A 25,777-nucleotide genomic window follows, 5' to 3' on the forward strand; every position below is an offset into this window, starting at 1 on the left:
GAGGAGAGGGTGCAGACCATGCGACGCATAAGGATCGTCCGGCCGCAGGGCCGGCGCCGGCCCATCCGCACGCCCGGCCTGGATCTGCGATCCCCGTCGGGTCGCCGACTTCCCTACTGAACAGATCTTTACGGTGGTTTTACGCGATGATCTGTAGACATCTCATGTAACGGATTCATCACGCCGGGGGGCTCAATGAAGAGGCTTGTGGTCGTGCCACCATATGTCACACGGCTCAAGATCAGGGACATCCGCTCCGCGACACGCCGCAAGGCCGCCGCCGCCGACGCCAAGGTCGTCGACCTGCGCGCCTACGCCGGGCGAAACGTCTTACGCTTCCCGCTGGTGGGTGGCCCCCTCCCCGCCGCCTGACCCCGCTTCACGAGAGACCCGCAGGCATGTGGGTCTCTCGTCATTTCCAGGCCTGATTGAATGTCACCCCATGAGTGATTTGTCCTCGACAGAGCGCACCCGGCACCGTCGCCTCCGCGAGAACGGCCGGACCGACCGGGCCGCGCTGTACGAGGTGCTGGGCGCCGGGTTCGTCTGCCATCTCGGCGTGGTCACGGACGGCGTGCCGATGGTGGTGCCCACGGTCTACGGCTTCGACGCCGACCATCTCTACGTCCACGGCTCGGTCGCCAGCCGGAGCCTGATCGTGGAAGAACCCCCCGGACGCCCGGACGCCGGACAGTCCGCCGGATCCGCGGGCGCGCGGCGGGAGCGGCCGGGGTCCGGCGCGGGCACGGCCGCGGGCACGGCTGCAGACACAGTATGCGTGACGGTCACCCACGTGGACGGCCTGGTCCTGGCCAGGTCGGTGTTCGAGCACGGCGTCAACTACCGCTCCGCCATGGTGTACGGCGTGCCCTGGAAGCTGGAGGGCGAGGAGAAGCTGACCGCGCTGCGGATCATCACCGAGCACGCCGCCCCGGGCCAGTGGGACTACGCCAGGCGTCCCAACCGCAAGGAACTCGCCGCGACGACCGTTCTGGCGATCTCCCTGACGGAGGCGTCGGTGAAGGTGAGCGCGGGCCCGCCCGGTGACGGGGACGGCCCGGACGCGGAGCTGGGACTGTGGGCGGGCGTGCTGCCGCTGGCCACCACCTGGCTGTCCCCGGTCGCCGATCCCCTGCTTCCGGAAGGGGCCGCGCCTCCCGATCACATCGGCGTGCGCGCGGGGACCCGGCTGTCCTGACCCCTCGGGCGGAGCCGGGCCGCGACGGCGGAGCCGGCCAGGCCCGCGAGGACGAGCCCGGTGAGCGCCGCCGCCAGGAACAGGGCGTGCGAGGTGCCGTCCGCCGTGCCGTGCGCGACGATGCCCATCACCGCCACCCCGAGGATCGCGCCGGCCTGACGCGCCGCGTTGAGCAGGCCGCCCGCCGTGCCGGCCGTGCCGGCGGGGGCCATCGCGACGACGTCGGCGACCAGCGCGGGCAGGCAGCAGGACAGGCCGAAACCGATCATGATCATTCCGATGGCCGACGGGGCCGCGAGCAGGCCCCCGGTCAGCAGGACGAGACCGGTCAGAATCGAGGGCCGGGGGCCGTGGCGGGCGACGAGGCGGCCGGTGACGAGCGCGTTGAAGGTCATCGGGATGGTCAGCGGCAGGAACGCCAGCCCCGCCTCCAGCGGGGTGAGATGCCGTTCGCCCTGGAGGAGAAGAGTGATCACGAACAGCGCGCCGGAGAAGGCGAAGTTCACCACCCCGCCGGTGAGCAGGCCCGCCCACGCCGCGCGCAGCAGCCCGCCGGGCAGCGCGGGCGTGGCGGCGCCCCGTTCCGACCGGATCAGTACGGCGAGCGCCCCGAGCGCGAGCGCCGCGGCGACGACGGAGGTCTCGGTGATCGCCGCGGCGAGCAGGGCGAGGAAGGCGCAGGCCGCGGCCTGCGACCTCCAGCCGATCCCGCGCGTGCCGGCGGGGGAGACCAGTCCCCGGACACCGGCCAGAGCGGCGACCGCGAGCGGCGGGTTGACGAGAAAGACCGCGCGCCAGCCGTAGGGGCCCACGAGCAGTCCGCCGAGCAGCGGGCCCGCGGCGAGCGCGGTGCCGGTGAGGGCCGCCCAGGCTCCCATGGCCCGTGCGCGCCGGGCGGGGTCGGGGTTGAGCTGGGCGATCAGCCCGAGAGAGCCCCCCAGGCACAGTGCGCCCGCCAGGCCCAGCAACGCTCGCAGGGCGACGAGGGTCTCCAGGCCGGGCGCGAAGGCGCATGCCAGGGATATGACCCCGAACCCGACGACGCCCACCCGGAACACCCGGGCCGCGCCGTACCGGTCGGAGATCGCGCCGCCGGTCAGGAGCGAGGCGGCGAACGCGATGGTGTATCCGTTGACCGCCCACTGCTGCCCGGCGAGCGACCCGCCCAGGGAGGCGCGCAGGTCGGGCAGGGCCACGGTGAGGACGGTGGTGTCGAGGAGGACGAGGAAGTAGGCCAGGGAGATCCCGGCGAGCCGCCAGGAGGACGACGATGGTGCGAGCATGCCGACCACTCTGCGGAGCCGGACATCTCCCCTCAACCGCCGCAGCCGTACGGGGCATTCGGGAAAGCCGTATGCTCTCGACATGGACCTACGGCAGTTGCGGGGGTTCGTCGCGGTCGCCGGGACGGGCACGATCACCGGCGCGGCGCACCTGCTGGGCCTGGCCCCGGCCTCGACGTCGGAGCAGATCCGCCGGCTGGAAGGGTCGCTGGGGGTGGCGCTCTTCGAGCGCACCCCGCAGGGCATGCGGCTCACCGACGCGGGGCAGGTCCTGCTCTCCCGGGCTCCCGGGCTGCTCGACCACGCCGAGGCGGTACGGCTGGCCGTCACCGAGCGGCGGCGGAGCGTGCGGGTGGGCGCGCTGGAGATGCTGGCGGCGACCCGGCTGCCCGGCATCATGCGGCGCCTGGCCGAGCGTCGTCCCGACATCGATCTCGACGTCACCGTGCTCCCGCGGCACCTGATCCTGGACGGGATCGCCCAGGGCGCCCTCGACGCCGGTCTGCTTCTCGACTCCGGCGTGCAGATCGGGACCCTGGGGTTCGCGACCCCGCCAGGTCTGGACTTCCTCGACGTCGGACAGGTGAGATTGGCCATGGTCGCCGCCCCGGAGGGACACGCGGACATCGTGCTGACGACCGGCCCCGGCTGCTCGATCCGGATGGCCGCCGACAGGATGACCGGCCTCGACGGCCGGCGTCGGGAGCTGGCCAGCGTCGTCGCCGTCCGGGAATGGGCCAAGCAGGGGCTGGGCATGGCTCTGCTTCCCGACTTCGTGGTCGACGAAGACCTGTCGGCGGGCACCCTGGTGGAGCTCGGGCTACCGGCCCCCGACCTGGCGCTGCGGATGGTCTGGCTCGACGGCCGCGAGGAGGCCCTGCGCGACGTGCTCTACGCCATGAGCTCCTGACCCGCGGCCGCACCCGCACTCTGCCCAGCCCCGCGCCCGCGCCCTGTCCGCACCCGCGCCCGCACTCTGCCGCACCGCACCCATACCCGTGCTCTGCCCGGCACCGCACCACGGGATCTTGACCACTCCCGAACGGCGGGCGCCTTAGCGGACAGCGTGTCCACATATACCCTGAAGGAATGGAGAGAGCAGACGCCGCGCGCAACCGGGCGCGCATTCTGGAGGCGGCCGGACAGTTGTTCGCGGCCAAGGGTGCACCGAACGTCACGATGGACGACATCGCCAAGGCGGCCGGGGTGGGGCGCGGCACGCTGTATCGCCGCTACCCCGACCGGGCCGCGATCGCGACCGCGATGCTCGACGAACACGAGAAGGCCCTGCAGGAGAAGCTGATCGGCGGCGAGGCGCCCCTTGGGCCGGGAGCACCGCCCGCCGAACGGCTGGCCGCCTTCTACGGCGCGATGGTGGAGCTGCTGGAGGCCCACGCCCACCTGGTGCTGGGCGCCGAAACCGGGCAGTCACGGTTCACCACCGGGGCCTACGGCTTCTGGCGGCTGCATGTGCGCTCGTTGCTGGTCTCGGCGGGGATGGCCGACCCGGACGCGCTGGTCGAAGTCGCGCTCGCCCCGCTGGCCCCGGAGGTCTACACCCACCAGCGGGGCGAGCGGAATCTCAGCCCCGAGCGGATCGCGACGGCTCTGGCCGAGCTCGCCCACCGGCTGCTCGGAGAGCGCGTGCCAGCTCGGCGGGATGCGTGAGCTGGGGATAGTGCCCCGCGCCCCGGATCACGGTGGCGGACATGTCCACCGACAGCGGATCGCCCTCCCCCACGACGATCGTCACCGGAGTCGCGGACTCTCCCCTGACGCGATCGAGCGTCCGGCGAAGCTCCCGCCGCGCGGCGTGGGCCATGCGCATCGCCTCGATCACCCGGCGGGCGGCCCGCGGCCGGCGCAGGTCGGCGAGCGCGTCCGCCGGGACGCCGAGGCTCTCTCCCAGGCGGGCCCCGACATCCGCCGCAGCATCGGCGCGGCGGCCCCCGAACGCCGCAGCCGCCCGGAGGGCGCCTGGAGAAAGGCGGGGGCGACGAGGACGACGGCCGCCACCCGATCGGGGTGGGCAAGCGCATAACGCAGAACGGGTCCGCAGCCGAAGGAGTGGCCGACCAGCACCGGCCGCGTTCTGACCGGCTCCATCAGGGCCGCCGTCCAGTCGTCGAGCGAACGGGCGGGCGCCGAGCGGCCCAGGCCGGGCAGGTCGGCGGTGAGGACCGGGGCATCCAGCCGATCCCGCACGCCCTCCCACGAGTCGGCGTCCAGCGGCAGTCCGTGCAGCATCACGTACTCGGGCTCTTCCCGCTCACCCGCCACCCAGGTCCGGCTCCCGGCGACGTCCTGGAACCCGTACGGCCCGCGCGGTGGGACGCCGGCGCCGAAGCGGGCGCCGACCAGCCCGTCGGTCCAGCTTCGGAGCAGTTCCTCGACCGGGGGCATGCGCAGTCCGGCTCGCTCGGCGAAGGCCAGGGCCGGAGCTGTGTCGTAGCGGTCGCCGGACAGGAACGACAGGGTCTCGGGGTCGGCCCCGGTGAGCGCGCGGGGCAGCCGCCGCACCAGCCCGGCCGGGACCGTCAGCCGGGGCGCGGGCACGCCCAGGTGCCCGGCGACCAAGGCCACCAGCTCCGGCAGGTGGGGTGTGTCGTCGTCGAGCACCCAGTAGGCCTGCCCGGCGGTCTCCTCGTGCTCGGGCAGGGCGGCCATGAACCGGGCGAAGTAGCCGGCGTCGACGACCGGCAGGAAGACGTCCGCACCGCCGGGAAGCGCCGGGAGCCGCCCATGCCACAGATCCTTGACCAGCGAGGCCAGCCCGATGAACTGGCCGTCGCCGACCACGGTGCTGGGGTTGGCGATCGTCAGCGGGACGCCCAGCTCACGGGCTCGCACCCGCACCGCCGCGTCGGCCTCCTTCTTGGAGGCCTCGTAGGCGCCGTCGACGCGGTAGTCCGGTGCGGCACTGCTGACGCGGTAGCCGCTGATGTGGACCAGACGGCGCAGCGCCGGCCGGGTGGCGGCCCAGTCGGCCACGTTGAGCGCCCCGGTCACGTTGACTCGCCGCGCCTGCTCCATGTCCAACCCGAAGGCGAAGCGGGCGGCGGCGTTGTAGACGTCACGCACCCGTTCCAGGCCTTCGGCGGTTTCGAGGCCGAGGCCGGGTGTGGTGATGTCGGCGGCCACGACGGTCAGCCCCGCCGTGTCCACTTCCTGCCGGGCGAGCCAGGACGTGAGCCGCTCTCCCGGCCCGCGCACGGCGGCGGCCACCCGGCGATCACGCCGCAGCAGCTCCGCGACCAGGGAACGGCCGACGAATCCCGCCGCGCCGAAGACGATGGAGTCGGGGGTCACACGATCACCTCAAAATAGATCGGTCTACATATTCAATGGACATGGAAGACCCACCCCTGGGTGGATCTTCACGATGACGCCTTCGACGGCCTCTCCGCCGTTGCGGGTTTACAGCAGCAGCACGATCCGGCGGGCGACGCGGTCGAGCGGCTCCCGGCTGCGATGGGCCCTGGCCAGCAGCAACGCCCCCTCGATCAGAGCGAGGACGGTCACGGCCACATCATCCGCCTCGGGATGCCCGTCGGCGGCCAGCCGGTCGCGGAGCAGTCCCTCCCAGGAGCCGTAGACCTCCGAGCAGATCTCCTGCAGCGGGTCGCTCGTGGCCGCCATCTCCAGCGCGAGCGTGGCCACCGGGCAGCCCTTGCGCCATCCGGAGGCCTCCAGCCGATCGCCCAGCATCGCCAGCACGGCGGTCGCCAGGCTCGCGGTGTCGGGCGCGCTCTCCGCCAGATCCCGCACGATCCGGCCGATCTCATGGCCGGCCCGCCGTACGGACTCCCCGACCATCTGGTCCTTGCCGCCGGGAAAGTGGAAGTAGAGCGAACCGCGCGGGGTCCCGCTGGCCGCGATCACCTGGTTCAGCCCGGCCCCGAAGTAGCCGCCGCCCTCGATCAGCTCCTGCGTGGCGTCCAGCAACCGGACACGCGTCTCCTCACCCTTTTGTCCCATATCCAAAAAATAGACCGGTCTGCCTATTATTGGCAACCCCTGATTGACTCCTGGCCGGCGGACCCCGAACACGCCGGCCACCCGACCGGCACGGCAAGGATTTCCGTGAATCATCTGAAGCTTAGAACGGAATATTATGTTCCATTAGCTATAGTGGCGGCATGAAGACAACCACCACCGGCCCCATGAGCGGCCGGAAGGCCCAGGCGGCCCGCAACGACCAGGTGATCCTCGACGCCGCGCGCACCGTCTTCGTCGCCGACCCCGGCGCTCCGATCTCCGCCGTGGCCGAGCGCGCCGGGGTGGGGATCAGCGCGCTCTACCGGCGCTACGCCAGCAAGGACGACCTGCTTCGCAAGTTGTGCTCGGACGGACTGAAGATCTACATCGCCGAGGCCGAGGCCGCCCTGTCCGACGAGGGCGACCCGTGGGAGGCCTTCACCGTCTTCATGCGCCGTGTGGTGGACGCCGACGTCCACTCCCTGACGATCAACCTGGCCGGGACCTTCACCCCCGACGAGGACCTCTACCGCGAATCCACCCACGCCTCCGAACTGGCCGAGCGGGTCTTCGGCCGCGCCGTCCAGGCCGGCGTCCTCCGCCCCGGCCTGGACGTCGCCGACATGTCAATGATCTTCGAGCAGCTCGCCGCCGTCCACCTCGGCGACGAGGAACGCACCGCCCAGATCAGGCATCGATACCTCGCCCTGATGCTCGACGCCCTGCATCTGACCTCCGCGCCCTCCCTGCCGGGTCCGCCGCCCAGCGCCGAGGAGATCACCCGGCGCTGGAGCGGCGGATGAGACACACCGGCCCGCTCAGGCCGACGCCCGAAAGGCCCTGCGGTAGGCCGAGGGCGAGGTCCGCATCGCCCTGGTGAAGTGGTGGCGGAAGGTCACCGGGCTGTCGAAGCCGACGGAGACCGCGATCTCCTCGACCGGCGCGGCCGTGGACTCCAGCATCGTGAGACTGGCCGCGACCCGCTGGGAGATCACCCAGCGCAGTGGGCTGGTCCCGGTCTGGCGGCCGAAGTGCCTGATGAAGGTCCGCTGCGACATGCGGGCGACCCCGGCGAGGTCGGCCACCGTGATCGGCTCGGTCAGGTGCTCCAGTGCCCAGGCCATCGCGGTGGCCACCGCGTCGTCGTCCTCCACCGGGGTGACCGCCGCCTGGATGAACTGCGCCTGCCCGCCCTCCCGGTGCGGGGGGATGACCAGCCTGCGGGCGACCGAGTTGGCCACGCGCGGTCCGTGGTCCTTGCGGACCAGGTGGACCAGCAGGTCCAGCCCGGCCGCGCTGCCCGCGCTGGTCAGCACGTCGTCGCCGTCCACGTAGAGCACGTCGGGGTTCACCCTGACCCGGGGAAAGCGGCGCTGGAGCAGCTCGGCGTACTTCCAGTGGGTGGTCGCCTCGCGGCCGTCGAGCAACCCGGCCTGGGCCAGCGCGAAGGCCCCCGAGCAGATCGACACGACCCTCGCGCCCCGGGTGTGCGCCGCTCTCAGCGCCGCGACCAGCTCCGGCGACACCGCGCCGGAAACGTCCGGCACCGCCGGCACGATCACCGTGTCCGCGGCGGCCACGGCTTCGAGCCCGCGCTCGGCCCGCATGGTGAACCCGCCGACGATCCGCAGGTCGGCCGTACTCTCCGCGCACACGGTGAGCTCGTACCAGGGCACGTCCAGCTCGGGCCGGGGAATGCCGAAGATCTCCACGACACACCCCAGCTCGAAGGGCGCCATGCCGTCGAAGGCGAGCACGGACACGGTACGGCGAGCGCCGCGGCGCACCGGTGGCGAAATCAGCATGGCGAGATATTAGCGATAAGCGGCATTCACGCCACTGTCGAGCCGTGGCCGGAACCGGCACCATTTCCCTTGTCGCCGGAGAGAGCCCCTCCTCGCCACCGAGAACTTCCCGTTCGCCACCGAGCACCACCGAAAGGCCGCCGAGATGTCCGTCATCACCGCCTCCGCCTCCGCCTCCGCCGTCACGTCCGTTCCCGCGGCCGACAACGCCGCCGCGCTCGCCCACTTCGCCGGCCGTCTGGCGTTCGAGACCGACGTGACCGACGTGGCCGCCGACCTGGCCTCGGGTGCCCCGGGCGTCATCGTGGTCGACTCGCGCAGCCGGGAGAGCTGGACGCAGGGGCACATCGAGGGCGCCGTGCACCTGCCCACCGCCGAGATCGCCGGCCGGGCGGCCGAGGTGATCCCGGCGGGCGTGACGGTGGTGACCTACTGCTGGGGTCCCGGCTGCAACGGCGCCACCCGCGCCGCCCTGGAGTTCGCCAGGCTCGGCTACCCGGTCAAGGAGATGCTGGGCGGGTTCGAGTACTGGGCCCGGGAGGGCTTTCCGGTCGAGACGCCGTCCGGTGTCTCCCGGCGCGCGATCGACCCGCTGACCGCCCCGGTCTCCGGCATCGCCTGCGCCTGCTGACCGTCCGAGCGGTGACCGCTTTCACCCGGGCCCCGAGCAGGCCGGATGCGTCGGACTTAATGATCACGACCGGAAGTCAGGTTACAAACCACCCAAACCTTCTGGCATATCGATGATCTCCCGGCGGTGAACACTGCAGAATGATCGTGCCCGACGCCGCTCGATCAGCGGGCGGCACCGACGATGGGACGAGTGAGTGCTCAAGTCCACGAAGACGATCTTCCTCGCCGCGACACTGGCCACCGGTGCGTTCATGGCGAACCCGGCATACGCCGTGGCATCCGCCTACACTCCGGAAGGCGTGTGCGGCACCGGATTCGCCCGGGTGAGCGACAGCAGCCGCCCGGTCAAGACCCCTTCCGGCACGGTGTTCGGTTACGTCTACCTGCTCTACAACCGCACCACCGGGTTCAACTGCGTGACCACCATCAAGTCGAGCTTCGTGGGGTCCTCCACCTACACCTCGGCGCGGCTGGAGACGCAGACCAAGCGCATCAAGGATGAGCCCGCGCAGACGGCGGTCAAGCAGGACGGCAAGGGCTACAAGTACTACGCCGGCCCGGTGACGCTGTACGCCAAGGGCTACTGCGTGAAGTACTGGGGAGTCATCCAGGGCGGCGGCCAGCAGGCCTCCGGCGGCCGGAACGCCTGGGGCAACTGCGGATAACGCCTCGCGGAGACACGCCCCGGGCTCCCGGCCCGGGGCGTTCGGGCCGCACTCGCCGGAGGTGAGCCCTTCCTCCGGGAGCCGGACGCGCGGATCGCCCCTGCGACGTCCGCGCCGGTCGCTCCATCCACGCCGGGAAATCGGAAATTTCCGTACGCGATGCGGAAAGAACCCTTCCGCGTTCGCTGGCAGACTGACGGCATGCTGGAGACCTCCGCACGACTGCTCCGCCTGTTGTCGCTGCTGCAGACACCACGAGACTGGACAGGGCCGCAGCTCGCCGACCGGCTCGGCGTGACCACCAGGACCATCCGCAACGACGTGGAACGGCTGCGCGAGCTGGGCTATCCCGTTCACGCCACCCCGGGCACGGCGGGCGGCTACCGGCTCGGCGCGGGCGCGGCCCTGCCGCCGCTGCTGCTCGACGACGAGGAGGCGGTCGCCGTCGCCGTCGGATTGCGCACGGCCGCCGGCGGCACCATCTCCGGCATCGAGGAGACCTCCCTGCGCGCGCTGGCCAAGCTGGAGCAGGTCCTCCCGTCACGCCTGCGTCATCGGGTCAACGCCCTGCAGAGCTACACGGTCTCGATCTCCCGCTCCGGCCCGACCGTGGAGGCGGACGTCCTGACCGCCATCGCCGGGGCGGCACGCGATCACGAGCGGCTGCGGTTCGACTACCGCGCCCACGACGGAGCCGTCAGCCTCCGTGTCGTCGAGCCCCACCGCCTGGTGCACACCCGCGGCCGCTGGTATCTCGTCGCGTGGGACTGCGATCGTGAGAACTGGCGGACCTTCCGCGTCGACCGGATCCAGCCCCGCACGCCCACCGGTCCTCGGTTCACGCCGCGCGAGCCGCCCGAAGGCGACGTCGCGGCATACGTCGAGAAGGGCCTGGGATCGGTGCTGTGGAAATATCGTGCCCGCGTGACGATGCACGCCCCCGCCGAGGTGATCGCCGAACGGCTGCCGCCCGCGATCCTGGTGGAGGCGGTCGACGAGCACACCTGCGTGGTCAACCTCGGATCCCACACCCCGCACATGCTCGCCGCCTACCTGGGGATGCTCGACGTCGACTTCGACGTCACGGGCTCTCCCGAGCTCGCCGACGAGCTCCGCAGGCTGGCCGACCGCTACAACCGCGCGGCGGGCCCCGTACGGCCGGGCGCCTGAGGAGCGCCCTTCGGGAAGGGGCGCCCGCCGGCCCCGGTCAGTCGCCGGTGGCCACCGGGAGCAGTCCCCGCTCGGCGAAGACCTTCTTGGCGACGAAGGTGGCGTTGAGCGCCTTCGGCATGCCGCAGTAGACGGCGGAGTGCAACAGCGCCTCCACGATCTCGGTGGAGCTGAGGCCGACGTTGAGAGCGGCGTTGACGTGCACCTCCAACTGGGGCTCGCAGCCACCCAGCGCGGTGAGCATGCCAAGGGTGACGAGCTGCCGATCCCGGGGCGGCAGACCCGGCCGGGAGTAGATGTCACCGAATCCCCAGGAGACCACCTGATGAGCCAGCTCGGGTGAGATGCCGGCGAGGGAGTCGACGACCTTCTGTCCCGCCTCGCCGTCAATCTGCTGCAGCACCTTCAGGCCGTGCTCGTACCGCTCTTCGCGAGTCATGACTTCCCCAGTGTGTCCGTGTCGAACGATCTTTCCGTCCGGTGAGCAGCCGGGACGCAGGTCCCGGCTGCTCACCGGCCATGTCTTGAAGGTAGAACTTCGAGCGCACTCTAAGTCAAACCGGTGATCGCCGGACTTTTCGGTCAAACACTGGAGGGTGAACGCGCCGGTCGCATCACGTGCGACGGCAGGCGGCGGAAAGGACGACAGGTGGCGGAAAGCGGGAACAGGGTGTCGGCCTGTCACCGACACCCTGTTCTCAGCGGGCGTTCACGCGAAAGCGGCTGTAGTGCACTTATTCGGGAGATGCGGTATTTATCGGCTCCCGCCCTCGGATACCGACGAAGGCGGCACCTGCGGCCGCCATGGCGATCATGGCTGCCCCAAAGATCGTCGAGCTGGTCGTCATTCCGACCGCGTCACCGAGGTACCCGGCCGTGACCGGAAGGAGCGCCGCCGGCACGTAGCCGCCGACGTTGAGGGCCGCATTGGCTTCGGCACGGCGATGCGGCGGCACGGCCACGCCGATCAGCGACAGACCACCGAACTGTCCAAGTCCCTGGGCGGCACCGGCCAGGACTGCGGCCACGATCAGCAGAGTCGCCGACGAGACGTGCACGGCGAGGATCAGTGCGGCCATCGACGCGGCGGTGGAGACGAGCCCACCGAGCAGGATGGAGCGCACGCCCAGCCGTCGCACGGCGAACTGCACACCCGTCGCCGCCGCGAACATCATGAACGCCATCCCTCCGGCGACAAGCCGGTTGTGCGTGGCGAGGAGATCGGCCAGCAGCGACGGTCCCAGTGACAGCACGAACGAGGTCGAGGTGATCCCAGGCGCGAACACCGCAATCCCCAAAGCCACCTGCACGCGGTTTCGCGTCGGCACCGACGGCAGACGCAGCCATCCTCCATTCGCATCCGCGCCAGGCCTCGGCAGCGGCAGGCAGAGCATCGCCACGACGGCGGAGAGCAACAGCACGATCTCCACCAAGAAGATCGCGACCGTCGGTTCCGGCAGTGTCTGCGACAGTATGCCTGCCGACAGGGGCCCCAGCCCGGCTCCGAGGACCATCGCCGTGGACGCCGCCAGGGTGGCCTGCCGGACCCAAGACGCTCCACCCAGATCGACGACGGCCGCCATGCCCACTGACACCGTGATGCCGATCGCGATACCGGTCAGTAGCCGCGCGACGGCCAGTTCGAGGACGGAGGACGCCGTGGCGAAAGTGGCACACGCCGCGACCGCGAGCAGCAGCCCCGGCAACAGGACAGGTTTGCGGCCGATGCGGTCCGACAGCCGCCCGGCCACCATCAATGCGGCAAGCAGGCCGACGATGTAGCAGGCGAAGATGATCGTCATCGTCCCGGAGGAGAAGCCCATCCGCTGCTTCCAGAGCGGATACAGCGGAGTCGGCATGTTGGACAGCACGAAGACCCCGGTCACCGGCCATGCCGCCAGCCAGATCTTCCAGCGCGCCGCCCCACCACCGGTAGCGGCGGTCCTCACCGACCGCGCTTCCGGCACGGACCGGAGTGTGTCAACGCCTGATGTTCCGGAACTGGCCGCCATGAGGCCTCTCTTCATCCGACAATGTACGAAAAAACTCGAACTTGTACGAGTAGAGTCGAACTTAACACAAGTACGAATGAAGTCGTACAGCTGTGATTCAATGGAGGCATGGCAGTGAGCTACCGAAAGACCGTCACCGAACGTGATTCCGCGCCCTCGGATCTGCCCGAGCCCCTACCCGAGCCTGCGCGTGACGAGCTGCGCCTGGAAGTGGTCATGAGCGCGTTGAGCGACCCGCTGCGCATGACCATCGTGCGCAAGCTCCTACTGGAGGCGGAAGACTTCGACCACACCTGCGGCTGGTTCGAACTGGACCGGCCGAAGTCCTCGCTCACCCACCATTTCCGCGCCCTCCGCGAGGCCGGGCTCACACGTCAGCGCCAGTATGGTCTCGAACGGCGGAGCCGGCTCCGTACCGAAGACCTCGACGCCCGCTTCCCCGGCCTGTTGAACCTCGTCGCCGCCTGGACGCCCCCGCAGCGCGCCGACCGCTAGGCTCGGCCCTCGACCCGGAGGTCTGACGCCGGCGGGACGGCCCCCATCGCGGAGCGGAGCGACTCTCCGCAAGAGGGAGAGCACTGGGCCCATCGCGGCCCGCTGTCACATCGGACGCAACGACGGTGCATCGGACGTAACGAACTGCCTGGAGCAGACAGCAGCAGGGCGTCGGCATTTCGCCGACGCCCTGCTGCTGACCTGCTATTTCACGCCCAAAAGGCGCTCACTCTCAGCTGCAGCCGCTGGTGGAGCCGCAGCCCTCGCAGACGTAGCAGCTGCCGGCGGGACGCATCTTGGTGCCGCAGGTCATGCACAGCGGCGCGTCGGCGGTGCGGCCCTGGTGGGATTCCAGGGAGCCGACCCGCTCCGGCGCGGCCACGGCGACGACCTCGGTGACGGCCTCGATGGCGCCCTCCGTGCGGGCCTGAGGCTGCTCGATCGGCGCCGAGGTGGCCAGCTCGGCGATGACCTCGTCGGTGTGGATCGGGGCCGGGTCCTCTCCACGCTGCTGAGCGGCGCGCTCGGAGGCGGAGAAGATGCCGAGGGCGGCCCGATCGTCATAGGGCAGGTGGTCCAGCGCCAGGCGGCGGAAGATGTAGTCCATCACCGAGGCGGCCATGCGGATGTCCGGGTCGTCGGTCATGCCGGCCGGGTCGAAGCGCATGTTGACGAACTTGCCGACGTAGGTCTCCAACGGCACGCCGTACTGCAGGCCGATGGAGATGGCCACCGAGAAGGCGTCCATGACACCCGCGAGGGTCGAGCCCTGCTTGGACATCTTCAGGAAGACCTCGCCCAGACCGTCGTCGGGGTAGGACGAGGCGGTCATGTAGCCCTTGGCTCCGCCCACGGTGAAGCGGGTGGTGGTGCTGGGGCGCTGGTTCGGCATCCGCCGGCGGGTCGGGCGGCTGATCTCCACGACCTGGATCTCCGGCTCGGCGGGCGCGGCCTTCTCCTCGGTCTTCTTGCCCGCGACCGAGAGCGGCTGGCCGACCTTGCAGTTGTCGCGGTAGACGGCCAGCGCCTTCAGGCCGAGCTTCCAGCCCTCCATGTAGACCTGCTCGATGTCCTCGACCGTCGCGGACTCGGGCAGGTTGACCGTCTTGGAGATGGCGCCGGACAGGAACGGCTGGGCGGCGGCCATCATGCGGACATGACCCATCGGGGCGATCGCCCGCTCGCCCATCGCGCAGTCGAACACCTCGTAGTGCTCGGGCTTGAGGCCGGGGGCGTCCACGACGTGGCTGTGCGCCGCGATGTATTCGACGATCGCCTCGACCTGCTCCTCCGGGTAGCCCAGCTGCCGCAGCGCGCGCGGGATCGTCTGGTTGACGATCTGCATGGAGCCGCCGCCGACGAGCTTCTTGAACTTGACCAGGGCGAGGTCGGGCTCGATGCCGGTGGTGTCGCAGTCCATCATCAGGCCGATGGTGCCGGTGGGCGCCAGCAGCGAGGCCTGCGCGTTGCGGTAGCCGTTCTTCTCGCCCAGCTTGAGGCACTCGGTCCACTGGCGGGAGGCCTCGGCGTGGATGGCCTTGTCCATGGCCTCCAGCGTGCGCAGGTCGTCGTTGGCCGCGGCGTGCTTGCGCATGACGCGCTTGTGGGCCTCGGCGTTGCGCGCGTAGCCGTCGTAGGGCCCGACCACCGCGGCCAGCTCGGCGCTGCGGCGGTAGGAGGCGCCGGTCATCAGCGAGGTGATGGTGCCGGCGATGGCCCGGCCGCCGTCGGAGTCGTAGGCGTGACCGGTGGCCATGAGCAGCGCGCCGAGGTTGGCGTAGCCGATGCCGAGCTGGCGGTAGGCCCGGGTGGTCTGGTCGATCTTCTCGGTCGGGAAGTCGGCGAAGGTGATGGAGACGTCCATCGCGGTGATGATCAGCTCGGTGATCTTCACGAAGCTCGCGATGTCGAAGGAGTCGTCGTCCTTCAGGAACTTCATCAGGTTGATGCTGGCCAGGTTGCAGGAGGAGTTGTCCAGGTGGAGGTACTCCGAGCAGGGGTTGCTGGCCGTGATGCGGCCCGTCTCCGGGCTGGTGTGCCAGTCGTTGATCGTGTCGTCGTACTGGACGCCGGGGTCGGCGCACTCCCAGGCGGCCGTCGCCATCTTGCGGAACAGCTCCCGGGCGTCGACCTTCTCGATGACCTCGCCGGTCAGGCGGGCGCGCAGGCCGAACTCCTCGCCCTTCTGCACCGCGCGCATGAACTCGTCGGAGACGCGCACGGAGTTGTTGGCGTTCTGGTACTGGACGGAGACGATGTCCTTGCCGCCCAGGTCCATGTCGAAACCGGCGTCGCGCAGCGCGCGGACCTTGTCCTCCTCGCGCGCCTTGGTCTCGATGAACTCCTCGATGTCGGGGTGGTCCACGTCGAGGACGACCATCTTGGCCGCCCGGCGGGTGGCGCCGCCGGACTTGATGGTGCCCGCGGAGGCGTCCGCGCCGCGCATGAAGGAGACCGGGCCGCTGGCCGTGCCGCCGCTGGAGAGCAGCTCCTTCGACGAGCGGATCCGGGAGAGGTTGACGCCGGAGCCCGAACCGCCCTTGAAGATCACACCCTCTTCCTTGTACCAGTCGAGGATGGACTCCATCTGGTCGTCGACGGCCAGGATGAAACAGGCGCTGACCTGCTGCGGCGAGGCGGTGCCCACGTTGAACCAGACCGGCGAGTTGAAGCTGAAGACCTGGTTGACCAGGGCGTGCTTGAGCTCGTGGTCGAAGATCTCGGCGTCCTCGTCCGTGGCGAAGTAGCCGTGCTCGACCGCGGTCCTGGTGTAGACGCCCACCACGCGGTCGACGAGCTGCTTCAGGCTCCACTCGCGCTGCGGGGTGCCCACGGCGCCGCGGAAGTATTTGGTGGTCACGATGTTGGCGGCGTTGACCGACCAGGAGTCGGGGAACTCGACGTCCCGCTGCTCGAAGTTGACCGAGCCGTCCCGCCAGTTGGTCATCACGACGTCACGGCGCTCCCAGCGCACCTCGTCATACGGGTGCACTCCCGGCGTGGTGAAGATGCGCTTCATCTTCAGCCCCTTGCGCAACCGCTTGCCCCCACGCGCGACTGCGCCACTGACCGTTTCCGTCATGACTTCCCCCTTCCGGGGCTCCACAGAGCCCTCGAGTCGGACCACATCAACGCGCCGCTCTTCCCCCGGCGCCCGGGGTTGTGAATCAGTCCTGCTCGACGGAGCGTTCCGCCCGCAGCTGCTTGATCTCGGTTTCGAAATCGGCGAGGGTCTCGAAGCCCCGGTAGACCGAGGCGAATCGCAGGTAGGCCACCTCGTCCAGCTCGCGCAGCGGGCCGAGGATCGCCAGCCCGACCTCGTGGGCCGCGATCTCCGCGGCCCCGGTCGCCCTGATGCTCTCCTCCACGCGCTGGCCCAGCTGAGCCAGCGAGTCTTCGCCCACCGGGCGCCCCTGGCAGGCCCGCCGCACGCCCGCGATCACCTTTTCCCTGGAGAACGGCTCGGTCACCCCGCTGCGCTTGCCGACCATGAGCAGCACGGTCTCCTGCGTGGTGAACCTGCGCCCGCACTCCGGGCACGTTCGCCTGCGGCGGATGGCTCCGCCGTCCTCGGTGGACCGGCTGTCGATGACCCGCGTGTCAGGGTGACGACAGAACGGACAGTGCACGAGCGTCGCCTCCTTGACCCGGCAAGTGGCCCGCCTTCTCCTGCACTTCCACAGCGCTCCCGAAGAGACGCTCGCGCGCACCCCGAATGGTCGAGGTGCGGTAATAGAAACACAATCTATGGTGAAGTGCGTCGATTAAGCCACTAGATGTTGTGGTCCAACGGTAGGAGGGTCGGCGCATGAACGCAAGTTGGGACGGCCCCCTCGAGCGAAGTCGCTGATCAGCGCATCACATTCGCATGGGCCGGGCGTGTCGCCCTTCCGGCGACCCCCTCGCGCCCCCTTCAGCGGACGGAGTCGCCCGGCAGGTAGAGCCGGACCCCGGACCGGATCACGGAGTCGGACAGGCCGTTGAGCTCCATGATCCGACGGACCGTCGGAGCGGGGTCCGCTTCTCCCGTCACGGCGTCCGCGATCCCCCACAGCGTGTCGCCGCCGTGCACCACGACCCACGGCAGCCCCTCATGTCCCCCGCGCCCCCCGGCCGAGGCGGCGTCGATGCGCGCGCCGACCCAGAGCGCCCCCAGGGTGATCAGGGTGAGCAGCGCCACCACCACGATCCGCCCCCGCCGGGTGAGCCGGATCGGCGCACCAGGATATCGAACGTCCCCCACGGGCCCGGGACGCCGCACGGGCGCCCGTCCGGGCCCTCCTGTCGTCACGGTCGCCTTCATGATGGCCCCCACCCCTTCGACCTGGCCGAACACACGTCGAAGAAAGATCGGCGAATCGAACACGGTGTCGATCGAACTCCCGTACGATGTTGTACACCACGCCGCCGCTGATTTCGAGAACGACTCGAACAATTGTTTGAATACGATCTTCAACGGGGGTACGGTCGCTGTGTGCGACACAAGGAATACAGACCGGGAGGCGAGGAGATCGCATGAGCGAACATGACGAGAACGGGTCGGCCGTCAGTGACCTGGCGGTGCGCAGGCGCGACTCCCTCGGCCTCACCCCCAGGCAGCGGAAGATCCTCGAGGTGATCCGCGACTCGGTGCAGCAGCGCGGCTATCCGCCCTCCATGCGGGAGATCGGCGAGGCGGTGCAGCTCACCAGCACCTCCAGCGTGTCGCACCAGTTGACGGCGTTGCAGCGCAAGGGTTACCTGCGCCGCGACCCACACCGTCCTCGCGCGCTCGAGGTGCGTCTTCCGGGCGAGCCGGTGCTGTGGGTCGATCCCGACTCCCGTGACGACGAGACCCCGATCAGCCGTCCCACCGCCGCCTACGTGCCGCTCGTCGGCCGGATCGCCGCCGGCGGCCCCATCCTCGCCGAGGAGAGCATCGAGGACGTCTTCGCCCTCCCCAAGCAGCTCGTCGGCGAGGGCACGCTCTTCCTGCTCCAGGTGACCGGCGACTCGATGATCGACGCCGCCATCGCCAACGGCGACTGGGTGGTCGTCCGCCAGCAGCCGGTGGCCGACAACGGCGACGTGGTCGCCGCGATGATCGACGGCGAGGCCACGGTCAAGACCTTCAAGCGCAAGGACGGCCACGTCTGGCTGGTCCCGCACAACCCGAACTACGACCCGATCCCCGGCGATGAGGCGACCGTCCTCGGCAAGGTCGTGGCGGTTCTGCGCAAGCTCTGAGACGGCACGGCGAAGAAGCGGGCCCCGGATCGCGGGGCCCGCTTCTTTTTTGAGAACTTTCGATCACCTTAGGGCGCTCAGGACCCCTCTAGGGATTTTGAGGCGCCTCCAAGGACGCTCGGTGTGATGCGGGTGACACGAGGGCCGGCCGGCTTCACCGCGCCGTACCGCGCCGCGCGAGATGGAGCAGATACTCCTTTCGGTTGAGCGGGTTGCCGTCCGACCGCTCGCGCATCGGGACCGGGCCGCTGACCGGCCGGTCCCCCGACGTCCGCGACCACCAGACCCCTTCCCCGCGGGAGAGTCCGGGCAGCTGCCGCTCGAACTCGTGCACCCGGCGCGCGGGGATGTCGCCCTTGACCGACCAGACCTCCGCACCTCCGTGGGAGTCCCGGATGTCCGCGCCGAGGGCGACGAGGTGCGCGATGACGGCGTTGAGCACGTCGGCGGGCACCTCCAGCTCGAAGTCGTGGCAGGGCTCGTAGACGCGGGTGCCGGCGATGTCCAGCGCGCGCATCAGGACCAGCGGGGTGAGGTTGCGGAAGTCGGCGGCCGTGGTGATCGGAGAGGCGTAGCCCGTCCGGGTCAGGGTCACGACGCAGTCCGTCACCGCCCAGCCGTGGATTCCCTGCTCAAGCGCGTGCCGGACGGCGTCCTCGATCGCCCGGTGGAAGGGTCGCGGCAGTGAGCCGAGCTCGACCTCCCGCCGGTAGACGACTCCCGGCTCGTCGCCTGGTTCGATGCGCAGCCCGAGGGTCGCGAAGAAGTCGTTGCGGCCGTGCCGGTCGATCTCCTCGCAGGCTTCCCCGACACCCACCGGGCGTTCGACGTGAACCGTCCGGCTCTGCTCGAACACCGCCTCGACGCCGAACTCCTGGGAGAGCGTCTCCGCGATGACGCCCTTCTGGACCTCCCCGTACAGCAGCACCGAGGTTCCCTCGCCGGGTACGGCGCGCGTGTGGATGAGCGGATCCCGCTCGGCGAGGTCCACCAGGGCGGCGTGCAGCCGCGCCGCCTGCTCCGGCCGCTTCGGCCGGGCGAGGGTCTCCAGGCTGGGCGGGGCGAAATGCGAGCGCCCGGCGAGCCCGTCCGGCGAGCCGACCTGGTCGCCGACCCGGATGCCGGGCAGGCCCCACACCTTCGCGATGTCCCCCGCCGTCAGGTGGTGGATGTCCGTCCGCGCCCGCCCGACGACGTGGAGCGCGGTGATCTGTCCGGTGTCCTCGCTGACACCGCCGTCGGCCTCCCGGCGGTACCAGGTGATCCGCTGCCGACTGCGCAGTCCGCCGGAGTGCACGCGCAGATAGGCGATCTTCTCACCGGCGTCGCCGCGTTCGAGGGCGAAGACCGTGCCGCGCAGGCCGTCCTCCCCGGTGACCCGCGCCGGCGGGAGGAGCTGCGCGATCCCGTCGATGAGCGCGTCGACGCCCTGGCCGGCCAGCGCGGAGCCGAAGAACACCGGATGGAGCAGACCGGCGGCGGTCTGGGCGCGCAGTCCCGCCAGGAGCCGCTCGGCCGAGGGGACCATGCCGGCGACGATGTCGGCGAGCAGCGCGTCGTCGCTCTCGGTGAGGACATCCGTCACCCGGGAGCGGAAGCCCGGATCGGCCGGCGAGTTCGGTACGGCGCGCGCGTCGGGGAACCCGGCCCGCCGTACCGTGTTCATGGTGATGATCCGCGCTGCCAGCTTCCGCCGGATGTCCGCCGCAAGCTCCTCGTGACGGGCTCCGGCACGGTCGATCTTGTTGACGAAGATCAGGGTCGGCAGGCGCATCTTCCGCAGGGTCTTCATCAGGACGCGGGTCTGCGCCTGGACGCCCTCCACCGCGGACAGGACCAGGACGGCGCCGTCGAGCACTCCGAGCGCGCGCTCGACCTCGGAGATGAAGTCGGAGTGCCCGGGGGTGTCGATGAGGTTGACCCGCAGAGCACCGACGGTGAAGGAGGCGACCGCGGAACGGATCGTGATGCCACGGCGACGTTCGATGTCGTTCGTGTCGGTCTGGGTGCTGCCGGTGTCGACGCTGCCGAGCCGGTCGATGGCGCCGGTGTCGAACAGCAGGCGCTCGGTGAGGCTGGTCTTACCCGCGTCGACGTGGGCGAGGATGCCGATGTTGACGGTGTGCATGAGTGGTGGAGTCCTCGAAAACTCTCGTCCGGATAGGGCGCTGTGAGGTTTCGAAGACTCGCCGCATCTCATGCTCCTGGTGGTGATCCGTCTGCTGCCGGCATCCTTCCATCAATCGGTTCGGCGTTCGAGCCAATAAATTCGGGCCGATGAATCGGGGCGCCCGCCGTACGGGCGCCCCGGTGACGCTACGGGACGATGTTGACCAGTTTGGGCGCGCGGACGATGACCTTGCGGGGAGCGCCGGACAGGAAGGCCCGCACCTTGTCCGAGGCCAGCGCCAGCGCTTCCAGGTCGGCGTCGGAGATCTCCGGGGAGACCTCCAGCCGGTCGCGGACCTTGCCCGCGACCTGGACGACGCAGGTGACGGAGTCCTGGACCAGCAGGGCCGGCTCGGCCACCGGCCATCCGGCCCTGGCGACCGAGGCGGGGTGCCCCAGCCGCTCCCAGCCCTCCTCCGCGGCGTACGGCGCGATCAGCGACAGCATGACGGCCAGGGTCTCGGCGGCCTCGCGGACGGCCGGGTCGGCGGCGCCGGGACCGGCGTCGATGGCCTTGCGGGTCGCGCTCGTCAGCTCCATCATGCGGGCCACCACGACGTTGAACCGGTGGGATTCGACCAGCTTGGTGACCTCGTCGACGGTCCGGTGGACGACCTTGCGCAGGTTCAGGTCGCCGGTGGCGAAGTCCACACCCGGAGCGGAGGCCGCACCGGCTTCGGCCATGACGCGGAACGCGCGGGCCAGGAACTTCTGCGACGCGGCCGGGGAGACATCGGCCCAGTCGATGTCGTCCTCCGGCGGGCCGGCGAACACCACGGTCAGGCGGACGGCGTCCACGCCGTAGGCGTCGATCTGCTCACCCAGGTCGACGCCGTTGCCCAGGGACTTGGACATCGCCTTGCCCTGGTTGATCACCTGTCCCTGGTTCAGCAGGCGGGTGAAGGGTTCGGTGAAGTCGACCATGCCCATGTCGTGCAGGACCTTGGTGAAGAACCGCGAGTACAGCAGGTGCAGCACCGCGTGCTCGACGCCGCCGACGTACTGGTCGATCGGGCCCCACCGGCGCACCTTCTCCACGTCGAACGGGCCGTCGTCGTAGGTGGGGTCCACGTACCGCAGGTAGTACCACGAGGAGTCGACGAAGGTGTCCATCGTGTCGGTGTCGCGCCTGGCCGGCCCGCCGCACTTGGGGCAGGAGACGTTGACCCAGTCCTCGGCCGAGGCCAGCGGGGAGACGCCCTTGGGTGCCAGGGCCTCGCCGCGCAGGTCGGGCAGGGTGACAGGCAGTTGGTCGTCCGGGACGGGGACCTCGCCGCAGTCGACACAGTGGATGATCGGGATGGGGCAGCCCCAGAAGCGCTGGCGGGACAGCAGCCAGTCGCGCAGGCGGAAGTTGACCGTCGCCTTGCCGGTGCCGCGCTCGGCCAGCACTCCGATGATCTTCCGGATCGCATCGGTCTTGGACAGGCCGTCCAGCGGACCGGAGTTGACCATGGAGCCCTCGCCGGCGGTGGCCACGCCGGTCTCGCCGGGGTCGGCCAGACCGGTGTGGACCACCACCCGTACCGGCAGGTCGAAGGTGCGGGCGAAGTCCAGGTCGCGCTGGTCGTGCGCGGGGACCGCCATGATGGCGCCGTGGCCGTAGTCGGACAGCACGTAGTCGGCCGCCCAGACCGGCATGCGCTCGCCGCTGACCGGGTTGATCGCGTAGCGGCCCAGGAAGACGCCGGTCTTCTCCTTCTCGGTGGACAGCCGGTCGATGTCGGACAGCTTGGACACCTGGGCCCGGTAGGCCGCGAAGGCCTCGCGCTGCTCTTCGGCGACGATCTCCTCGGCCAGCGGCGCGTCCGGCGCGACCACGAAGAAGGTCGCGCCGTACAGGGTGTCGGGGCGGGTGGTGTAGACGGTGACCGGCTCGTCGCGGCCCTCGATCACGAAGTCGACGTCGGCGCCCTCGGACCGGCCGATCCAGTTGCGCTGCATGGTCAGCACGCGCTCCGGCCAGCCGCCCTCCAGCTGGGCCATGTCGTCCAGCAGCCGGTCGGCGTAGTCAGTGATCTTGAAGTACCACTGGGTCAGCTCCCGGCGGACGACCTCGGCGCCACAGCGCTCGCACTTGCCGTCCTTGACCTGCTCGTTGGCCAGCACGGTCTGGTCATTGGGGCACCAGTTGACCAGGCCGCCCCTGCGGTAGGCCAGGTCGCGCTCGAAGAAGCGGATGAACAGCCACTGGGTCCACCGGTAGTAGTCGACGTCGCTGGTGTGCAGGCGGCGCGACCAGTCGAAGGAGATCGCGTAGCGCTTGAAGGAGTGGGCCTGGGTCTCGATGTTGGCGTAGGTCCACTCGGCCGGGTGGGCGTTGCGCCTGATCGCGGCGTTCTCGGCGGGCAGGCCGAAGGAGTCCCAGCCGATCGGGTGCATCACGTTGTAGCCGCGCTGGAACCAGTAACGCGAGACGACGTCGCCGATGGCGAACACCTCGGCGTGACCCATGTGCAGGTCGCCGGAGGGGTAGGGGAACATGTCGAGCATGTAGCGCCGCTCACGCGGGTCGGCGGGGTCGTCGGAGGCCCGGAAGGGGTCCAGCTCCTCCCACCGCCGCTGCCACTTGGCCTGCAGGGCCTGCGGGTCGTAGTGCTGCTCGTCGCTCTGCATGTCGGCTCGCTCGCTCACGTCAATCTTCCCTCGGTGTACGTCTGCACAGATGATCTAGACCCATCCGGCCCAATAGAAAAACCCTCCGCTCACGCGAAGGGCAGCCGCATCGGCAGGCGTCTAGCGCCGAGAAGGCCGATGCGGCCAGGTAAGCAGCAGGGTCGCGGCACGCATACGTCAAGAGTATCGCAGTCCGCAAGCCTTGTTCATGGCCCGGAAAACACGCCCGATCACGTCAAACCGGGGACACCGGTACCGGTGGTTCAGCACAATGGGGAAGCTCATGTGTCTGGGACGGTGAGAGGGTCGTGGCGATACGTCCATTGTGCCCTCACATGTCCCGCCCGTTTACTCTTTCACCGTGGCACACTCAGTCGAGCCGGGGCAGGGCCCGGATCCCTCGGAGGTCGGCCTGCCGATGCAGGATCCGCCAACCGACCCCACCGGACTCCAGTTCAGGGGGGCGTTCTCCAGTTTCCCTGCGAAGCCCCCCGTCTCACGTGAGACCATGCCCAATACCCCTAATTCGGGCACACGCCCTGGAGGTAAGGAAGCCATGGCCTCGGAGCAGTCCAGCCAGTCCCACCTGCCTCCGGCATGGCCGGAGGCGACCGAGCCGGCGCCCGCCTGGCCGCAGGAGTCCTCCGGCACCAGCCCTCGGCTCCCCCTCCCCCAGGAGGAGCCCACCGCGGGAAACACCTCCTGGCAGGCCGGCGTCCCCGGCAACGGCTCCTGGCAGAACGCCTTCGGCACACCGGCTTCCGCCTCCCCGCCCTCCGGACCGCAGACGGGCGGCGATTCCCGACAGGCCGCCGCGCCACAGGACAGGTCCGGCGACCGGCCGCCCACTTCACCGGCTCCGGCGTCCGACAACGGTGGATGGGGCACGGCTCAGAGCACTGACAACGGCGGATGGGGTACGGCTCCGGCCGCCGACAGCAGCGTATGGGGCGCGGCTCAGAGCGCCGGAGACGGTGGATGGGGCGCGGCCTCGGCCACCGACAACGGCGGATGGGGTACGGCTCCGGCCACGAACGGCGGCGCGCCGAACACCGCTCCGGCGGCCGCGAACGGCGGCGGCTGGAACGTCGCCCCGGCGACCGAGAACGGCGGGTGGGGAAAGCCTCCAGAGGCCTCGGAGCCCGACGGTTCTCCCTCCTGGACGAATCCGCCGAGCGCCAACCCCAACCCCTTCGCCTCCCAGGACCCCCTCACCAGCCCCAACCCCTTCGGCAACCAGGACCCCTTCGCCAACCAAGGGCACTCCACCAACCCGCCGAGCGCCAACCCCAACCCCTTCGCCTCCCAGGACCCCCTCACCAGCCCCAACCCCTTCGGCAACCAGGACCCCTTCGCCAACCAAGGGCACTCCACCAACCCGCCGAGCGCCAACCCCAACCCCTTCGCCTCCCAAGATCCCCTCACCAGCCCCAACCCCTTCGGCAACCAGGCCCATCCGGCCGGTCCCGGGGGGAACGGCGCCGCCCCGGAAGGTGCGGGCGCGTGGGCTCTGGCGGGGGCGACGACGCCGCAGGCGCCCCCTGGGGCTCCGATGCAGGCTCCGCCGCAGGGCGCGCCCGGACACGTGCCTCCGGGCAACGGCCAGTTCCCTCCCGGCCGGCCCCCCGCGCAGGGGCAGCCGGGTGACCACCTGAGCCGGGACCCGTCCGACCCCAACAGGCCGTTCGTCACCGCGGGCCAGATCAGCGGGCCCAAGACTCCGCCGCCGGAGCGTCAGCAGGAGCTGTGGAACACGGTCTTCGGCGACAATTACCAGGCCATGGGAGACGAGCAGGATCTCGACGACAGGGGAAGGCCGGTCTGGGTCTTCGCCCTCGCGGGCTCGGTGGTGATCGCCCTGATCGGCGTCGTGCTCTGGGCCTTCCTGGCCGGCCCCCTGGCCTCGGCCAAGGAAGAGACCACCCCGGAGACGAAGCCCTCCTCGACCGTCAAGAAGCCCGCCAAGTCCCAGACGGTGGGCCGCCTGCCGCGCTTCCCCGGCAAGGCCTCTCCTGTCGCCGGCGCCGTGCCCGACCAGACCGCGGCGATCAGCGTGGCCAAGCTCGGCGCGCCCTGGCGGCAGGACCAGCGCCAGAACCTGTCGGTCAGCTACGGCTTCACCACCCGCCAGTACGTCTCGGCCGGACCCGACTCGCAGGGCACGGCGCAGTTCGCCCAGGTGATGTCGGGACCGCTGTCGCCCCGGCTGAAGAGCAAGTACACCTCGCCGGACAGCCTGGCCCCGGTGATCAACGCGGTGGCCTCGGCCGGCCGCAAGAAGTTCTTCCCCGAGGACAACACCGCTCGCAAGACCGCCCAGCAGGCCCTGTCGGTCAACGGTCTGTCGGGACAGCTGGCCGCCTACGAGATCACCTCGGGCACGTCCAAGACGACCATGGTCGTGGCGGCCGTGAACACCGGCGCCGAGCTGCCCGCGATCGTCTACATGTCGGTGCCGGACAGCAAGAAGGAGCTGCTGCCCGACATCAACACCGTGTTCAAGTCGATCAGGAAAGCGGCTTCGTGA

Annotated in this window: 22 protein-coding genes; 11 read left to right on the forward strand and 11 right to left on the reverse strand. The window is 70.2% G+C overall.

Features of this window, described 5'->3' with window-relative positions; translation table 11 throughout:
• The first annotated feature begins 195 nt into the window (after positions 1 to 195).
• Together ACQPYK_RS36830 and ACQPYK_RS36835 are read left to right on the forward strand one after the other, a co-directional pair.
• Complete coding sequence (locus ACQPYK_RS36830; RefSeq protein ID WP_433241776.1) at positions 196 to 372, forward strand: hypothetical protein; 177 nt, start codon at positions 196 to 198, stop codon at positions 370 to 372.
• A 70-nt stretch (positions 373 to 442) separates the two neighbouring features.
• The gene (locus tag ACQPYK_RS36835; RefSeq protein WP_433241779.1) at positions 443 to 1,198 is read left to right on the forward strand and encodes a pyridoxamine 5'-phosphate oxidase family protein; all 756 of its coding nucleotides are present in this window, start codon (positions 443 to 445) and stop codon (positions 1,196 to 1,198) included.
• Here ACQPYK_RS36835 and ACQPYK_RS36840 read toward each other — a convergent pair.
• Positions 1,162 to 2,481 (reverse strand): MFS transporter, encoded by a 1,320-nt coding sequence (locus tag ACQPYK_RS36840; protein WP_433241782.1) that lies wholly within the window; start codon positions 2,479 to 2,481, stop codon positions 1,162 to 1,164. The two genes, ACQPYK_RS36835 and ACQPYK_RS36840, sit on opposite strands and share 37 nt — an antisense overlap.
• A gap of 82 nt (positions 2,482 to 2,563) precedes the next feature.
• Here ACQPYK_RS36840 and ACQPYK_RS36845 point away from each other — a divergent pair, with 82 nt between their 5' ends.
• Together ACQPYK_RS36845 and ACQPYK_RS36850 are read left to right on the forward strand one after the other, a co-directional pair.
• Positions 2,564 to 3,391, forward strand: coding sequence for a LysR family transcriptional regulator (locus ACQPYK_RS36845; protein WP_433241785.1), 828 nt, complete (start codon positions 2,564 to 2,566; stop codon positions 3,389 to 3,391).
• Between the two features lie 179 nt (positions 3,392 to 3,570).
• Entirely contained in the window at positions 3,571 to 4,149 is a 579-nt protein-coding gene (locus tag ACQPYK_RS36850) for a TetR/AcrR family transcriptional regulator (RefSeq protein WP_433241788.1), read from the forward strand.
• Between the two features lie 168 nt (positions 4,150 to 4,317).
• Here ACQPYK_RS36850 and ACQPYK_RS36855 read toward each other — a convergent pair whose 3' ends face one another.
• Both ACQPYK_RS36855 and ACQPYK_RS36860 read right to left on the reverse strand, forming a co-directional pair.
• Complete coding sequence (locus ACQPYK_RS36855) at positions 4,318 to 5,790, reverse strand: alpha/beta fold hydrolase (protein ID WP_433241791.1); 1,473 nt, start codon at positions 5,788 to 5,790, stop codon at positions 4,318 to 4,320.
• A gap of 108 nt (positions 5,791 to 5,898) precedes the next feature.
• Positions 5,899 to 6,459 (reverse strand): TetR/AcrR family transcriptional regulator, encoded by a 561-nt coding sequence (locus tag ACQPYK_RS36860; protein WP_433241794.1) that lies wholly within the window; start codon positions 6,457 to 6,459, stop codon positions 5,899 to 5,901.
• Between the two features lie 161 nt (positions 6,460 to 6,620).
• Between ACQPYK_RS36860 and ACQPYK_RS36865 the strand changes: the two genes are divergently transcribed.
• Entirely contained in the window at positions 6,621 to 7,262 is a 642-nt protein-coding gene (locus ACQPYK_RS36865) for a TetR/AcrR family transcriptional regulator (RefSeq protein ID WP_433241797.1), read from the forward strand.
• Between the two features lie 15 nt (positions 7,263 to 7,277).
• Here ACQPYK_RS36865 and ACQPYK_RS36870 read toward each other — a convergent pair whose 3' ends face one another.
• Positions 7,278 to 8,264, reverse strand: a complete 987-nt coding sequence (locus ACQPYK_RS36870; RefSeq protein WP_433241800.1) for a helix-turn-helix domain-containing protein — start codon at positions 8,262 to 8,264, stop codon at positions 7,278 to 7,280.
• Between the two features lie 145 nt (positions 8,265 to 8,409).
• On the opposite strand from ACQPYK_RS36870, the gene ACQPYK_RS36875 reads away from it, so the two are divergent.
• From ACQPYK_RS36875 to ACQPYK_RS36885, 3 genes are all read left to right on the forward strand, one after another.
• Positions 8,410 to 8,895 (forward strand): rhodanese-like domain-containing protein, encoded by a 486-nt coding sequence (locus ACQPYK_RS36875; RefSeq protein ID WP_433241803.1) that lies wholly within the window; start codon positions 8,410 to 8,412, stop codon positions 8,893 to 8,895.
• Positions 8,896 to 9,091: 196 nt separating this feature from the next.
• The gene (locus ACQPYK_RS36880; RefSeq protein ID WP_433241806.1) at positions 9,092 to 9,562 is read left to right on the forward strand and encodes a hypothetical protein; all 471 of its coding nucleotides are present in this window, start codon (positions 9,092 to 9,094) and stop codon (positions 9,560 to 9,562) included.
• A gap of 201 nt (positions 9,563 to 9,763) precedes the next feature.
• Complete coding sequence (locus tag ACQPYK_RS36885; protein ID WP_433241809.1) at positions 9,764 to 10,732, forward strand: helix-turn-helix transcriptional regulator; 969 nt, start codon at positions 9,764 to 9,766, stop codon at positions 10,730 to 10,732.
• Between the two features lie 37 nt (positions 10,733 to 10,769).
• On the opposite strand, the gene ACQPYK_RS36890 is transcribed toward ACQPYK_RS36885, so the two are convergent.
• Both ACQPYK_RS36890 and ACQPYK_RS36895 read right to left on the reverse strand, forming a co-directional pair.
• Positions 10,770 to 11,171 (reverse strand): carboxymuconolactone decarboxylase family protein, encoded by a 402-nt coding sequence (locus tag ACQPYK_RS36890; RefSeq protein ID WP_433241812.1) that lies wholly within the window; start codon positions 11,169 to 11,171, stop codon positions 10,770 to 10,772.
• Positions 11,172 to 11,466: 295 nt separating this feature from the next.
• Positions 11,467 to 12,744: an MFS transporter gene (locus ACQPYK_RS36895; RefSeq protein ID WP_433241815.1), complete on the reverse strand. Its 1,278-nt coding sequence runs from the start codon at positions 12,742 to 12,744 to the stop codon at positions 11,467 to 11,469.
• Positions 12,745 to 12,852: 108 nt separating this feature from the next.
• On the opposite strand from ACQPYK_RS36895, the gene ACQPYK_RS36900 reads away from it, so the two are divergent.
• Positions 12,853 to 13,239, forward strand: a complete 387-nt coding sequence (locus ACQPYK_RS36900; protein WP_433241818.1) for an ArsR/SmtB family transcription factor — start codon at positions 12,853 to 12,855, stop codon at positions 13,237 to 13,239.
• A gap of 232 nt (positions 13,240 to 13,471) precedes the next feature.
• Here the strand turns inward: ACQPYK_RS36900 and ACQPYK_RS36905 are convergent, their stop codons facing one another.
• The 3 genes from ACQPYK_RS36905 to ACQPYK_RS36915 form a co-directional block, all read right to left on the reverse strand.
• On the reverse strand, positions 13,472 to 16,321 hold the full coding sequence (locus ACQPYK_RS36905) for a vitamin B12-dependent ribonucleotide reductase (protein ID WP_433241821.1): 2,850 nt from the start codon (positions 16,319 to 16,321) through the stop codon (positions 13,472 to 13,474).
• Between the two features lie 85 nt (positions 16,322 to 16,406).
• The gene (nrdR, locus tag ACQPYK_RS36910; protein WP_433241824.1) at positions 16,407 to 16,868 is read right to left on the reverse strand and encodes a transcriptional regulator NrdR; all 462 of its coding nucleotides are present in this window, start codon (positions 16,866 to 16,868) and stop codon (positions 16,407 to 16,409) included.
• 284 nt (positions 16,869 to 17,152) lie between these two features.
• A complete protein-coding gene (locus ACQPYK_RS36915; protein ID WP_433241827.1) occupies positions 17,153 to 17,482 on the reverse strand; it encodes a LysM peptidoglycan-binding domain-containing protein in 330 nt (109 codons plus the stop codon).
• Between the two features lie 272 nt (positions 17,483 to 17,754).
• Here ACQPYK_RS36915 and lexA point away from each other — a divergent pair, with 272 nt between their 5' ends.
• Positions 17,755 to 18,465: a transcriptional repressor LexA gene (lexA, locus tag ACQPYK_RS36920; protein WP_433241830.1), complete on the forward strand. Its 711-nt coding sequence runs from the start codon at positions 17,755 to 17,757 to the stop codon at positions 18,463 to 18,465.
• Between the two features lie 154 nt (positions 18,466 to 18,619).
• Here lexA and ACQPYK_RS36925 read toward each other — a convergent pair whose 3' ends face one another.
• Together ACQPYK_RS36925 and leuS are read right to left on the reverse strand one after the other, a co-directional pair.
• Entirely contained in the window at positions 18,620 to 20,593 is a 1,974-nt protein-coding gene (locus ACQPYK_RS36925; protein ID WP_433241833.1) for a GTP-binding protein, read from the reverse strand.
• A 188-nt stretch (positions 20,594 to 20,781) separates the two neighbouring features.
• The gene (gene leuS, locus ACQPYK_RS36930) at positions 20,782 to 23,250 is read right to left on the reverse strand and encodes a leucine--tRNA ligase (protein ID WP_433259028.1); all 2,469 of its coding nucleotides are present in this window, start codon (positions 23,248 to 23,250) and stop codon (positions 20,782 to 20,784) included.
• Positions 23,251 to 23,806: 556 nt separating this feature from the next.
• On the opposite strand from leuS, the gene ACQPYK_RS36935 reads away from it, so the two are divergent.
• Positions 23,807 to 25,777 carry a hypothetical protein gene (locus tag ACQPYK_RS36935; RefSeq protein WP_433241836.1) on the forward strand — a complete coding sequence of 657 codons (1,971 nt, stop codon included), beginning with the start codon at positions 23,807 to 23,809 and terminating at the stop codon, positions 25,775 to 25,777.

Origin of the sequence: Streptosporangium sp. CA-135522 (genome assembly GCF_050949235.1) — a bacterium.
GTDB lineage: Bacteria > Actinomycetota > Actinomycetes > Streptosporangiales > Streptosporangiaceae > Streptosporangium.